This window comes from Bacillus sp. ZY-1-1, assembly GCF_003047165.1.
Taxonomy (GTDB): Bacteria; Bacillota; Bacilli; order Bacillales; family Bacillaceae; genus Bacillus; species Bacillus velezensis.
Map to the genome: position 1 here is coordinate 3,802,501 of NZ_CP027061.1, position 2,500 is coordinate 3,805,000.

Annotated in this window: 9 tRNA genes and 3 rRNA genes (2 of these 12 running past the window's edge); all 12 read right to left on the reverse strand. The window is 51.9% G+C overall.

The features are described from left to right. Positions 1–1,232, reverse strand: a 16S ribosomal RNA gene (locus tag C5I45_RS19080) (it extends 318 nt beyond the left edge of the window). A 167-nt stretch (positions 1,233–1,399) separates the two neighbouring features. After that, a tRNA-Ala gene (locus tag C5I45_RS19085) sits at positions 1,400–1,475 on the reverse strand. 4 nt (positions 1,476–1,479) lie between these two features. Next, positions 1,480–1,556, reverse strand: a tRNA-Pro gene (locus C5I45_RS19090). Positions 1,557–1,572: 16 nt separating this feature from the next. Continuing rightward, positions 1,573–1,649 (reverse strand) — tRNA-Arg (locus C5I45_RS19095). Positions 1,650–1,660: 11 nt separating this feature from the next. After that, a tRNA-Leu gene (locus tag C5I45_RS19100) sits at positions 1,661–1,746 on the reverse strand. 14 nt (positions 1,747–1,760) lie between these two features. Continuing rightward, positions 1,761–1,835: transfer RNA gene (locus C5I45_RS19105), tRNA-Gly, on the reverse strand. A gap of 24 nt (positions 1,836–1,859) precedes the next feature. Next, positions 1,860–1,941: transfer RNA gene (locus C5I45_RS19110), tRNA-Leu, on the reverse strand. A gap of 6 nt (positions 1,942–1,947) precedes the next feature. Further along, positions 1,948–2,023 (reverse strand) — tRNA-Lys (locus C5I45_RS19115). A gap of 36 nt (positions 2,024–2,059) precedes the next feature. Further along, positions 2,060–2,135: transfer RNA gene (locus C5I45_RS19120), tRNA-Thr, on the reverse strand. Positions 2,136–2,140: 5 nt separating this feature from the next. Further along, positions 2,141–2,216, reverse strand: a tRNA-Val gene (locus C5I45_RS19125). 23 nt (positions 2,217–2,239) lie between these two features. Then, a 5S ribosomal RNA gene (rrf, locus tag C5I45_RS19130) occupies positions 2,240–2,355 on the reverse strand. 50 nt (positions 2,356–2,405) lie between these two features. Further along, positions 2,406–2,500, reverse strand: a 23S ribosomal RNA gene (locus C5I45_RS19135) (it continues 2,845 nt past the right edge of the window).

The following is a 2,500-nucleotide window of genomic DNA, read 5'->3' on the forward strand; positions in this document are numbered from 1 at the left end:
TAGCCCAGGTCATAAGGGGCATGATGATTTGACGTCATCCCCACCTTCCTCCGGTTTGTCACCGGCAGTCACCTTAGAGTGCCCAACTGAATGCTGGCAACTAAGATCAAGGGTTGCGCTCGTTGCGGGACTTAACCCAACATCTCACGACACGAGCTGACGACAACCATGCACCACCTGTCACTCTGCCCCCGAAGGGGACGTCCTATCTCTAGGATTGTCAGAGGATGTCAAGACCTGGTAAGGTTCTTCGCGTTGCTTCGAATTAAACCACATGCTCCACCGCTTGTGCGGGCCCCCGTCAATTCCTTTGAGTTTCAGTCTTGCGACCGTACTCCCCAGGCGGAGTGCTTAATGCGTTAGCTGCAGCACTAAGGGGCGGAAACCCCCTAACACTTAGCACTCATCGTTTACGGCGTGGACTACCAGGGTATCTAATCCTGTTCGCTCCCCACGCTTTCGCTCCTCAGCGTCAGTTACAGACCAGAGAGTCGCCTTCGCCACTGGTGTTCCTCCACATCTCTACGCATTTCACCGCTACACGTGGAATTCCACTCTCCTCTTCTGCACTCAAGTTCCCCAGTTTCCAATGACCCTCCCCGGTTGAGCCGGGGGCTTTCACATCAGACTTAAGAAACCGCCTGCGAGCCCTTTACGCCCAATAATTCCGGACAACGCTTGCCACCTACGTATTACCGCGGCTGCTGGCACGTAGTTAGCCGTGGCTTTCTGGTTAGGTACCGTCAAGGTGCCGCCCTATTTGAACGGCACTTGTTCTTCCCTAACAACAGAGCTTTACGATCCGAAAACCTTCATCACTCACGCGGCGTTGCTCCGTCAGACTTTCGTCCATTGCGGAAGATTCCCTACTGCTGCCTCCCGTAGGAGTCTGGGCCGTGTCTCAGTCCCAGTGTGGCCGATCACCCTCTCAGGTCGGCTACGCATCGTCGCCTTGGTGAGCCGTTACCTCACCAACTAGCTAATGCGCCGCGGGTCCATCTGTAAGTGGTAGCCGAAGCCACCTTTTATGTCTGAACCATGCGGTTCAGACAACCATCCGGTATTAGCCCCGGTTTCCCGGAGTTATCCCAGTCTTACAGGCAGGTTACCCACGTGTTACTCACCCGTCCGCCGCTAACATCAGGGAGCAAGCTCCCATCTGTCCGCTCGACTTGCATGTATTAGGCACGCCGCCAGCGTTCGTCCTGAGCCAGGATCAAACTCTCCAATAAAGTAGTTTGACTGACTACGCACATCGCTGTGCGATTTATTTAAAACTTTGAATTAACAGGTACGTTTTGTCTTGTTTAGTTTTCAAAGATCATTTTGTTCACTTTCTCAAGCAACTTTTTAAGTATATAATAAGTTTCTCTTAAAGTCAACATGTTTTTTTTATAAATGGTGGAGCCTAGCGGGATCGAACCGCTGACCTCCTGCGTGCAAAGCAGGCGCTCTCCCAGCTGAGCTAAGGCCCCGAAGTGGTCGGGAAGACAGGATTCGAACCTGCGACCCCATGGTCCCAAACCATGTGCTCTACCAAGCTGAGCTACTTCCCGATTTTTAAAAATATTATGGCGCGCCCGAGAGGAGTCGAACCCCTAACCTTTTGATCCGTAGTCAAACGCTCTATCCAATTGAGCTACGGGCGCATAATAATGAATGCCGAGGGCCGGACTTGAACCGGCACGGTAGTCACCTACCGCAGGATTTTAAGTCCTGTGTGTCTGCCAATTCCACCACCCCGGCGTGGATGGTATAGTTGGAGCGGAAGACGGGATTCGAACCCGCGACCCCCACCTTGGCAAGGTGGTGTTCTACCACTGAACTACTTCCGCATACAGGATAACTATCCTGTATAATGCGGGTGAAGGGACTTGAACCCCCACGTCATAAGACACTAGATCCTAAGTCTAGCGCGTCTGCCAATTCCGCCACACCCGCGTAACATGGTGAGCCATGAAGGACTCGAACCTTCGACCCTCTGATTAAAAGTCAGATGCTCTACCAACTGAGCTAATGGCTCTTTTTAAAAGACTTGTGTTATTATCTTGTCCAAAAATGGTGCCGGCCAGAGGACTTGAACCCCCAACCTACTGATTACAAGTCAGTTGCTCTACCAATTGAGCTAGGCCGGCAAATATGGTGGAGGATGACGGGCTCGAACCGCCGACCCTCTGCTTGTAAGGCAGATGCTCTCCCAGCTGAGCTAATCCTCCGTATATTACACTTACGTGTAATAGCTTGGCGGCGTCCTACTCTCACAGGGGGAAACCCCCGACTACCATCGGCGCTGAAGAGCTTAACTTCCGTGTTCGGCATGGGAACGGGTGTGACCTCTTCGCTATCGCCACCAAACCATTGAGAGTGTTCTCTCAAAACTAGATAACAGTAAGCATACATTCAAATTGGTTAAGTCCTCGATCGATTAGTATCTGTCAGCTCCATGTGTCGCCACACTTCCACCTCAGACCTATCAACCTGATCATCTTTCAGGGATCTT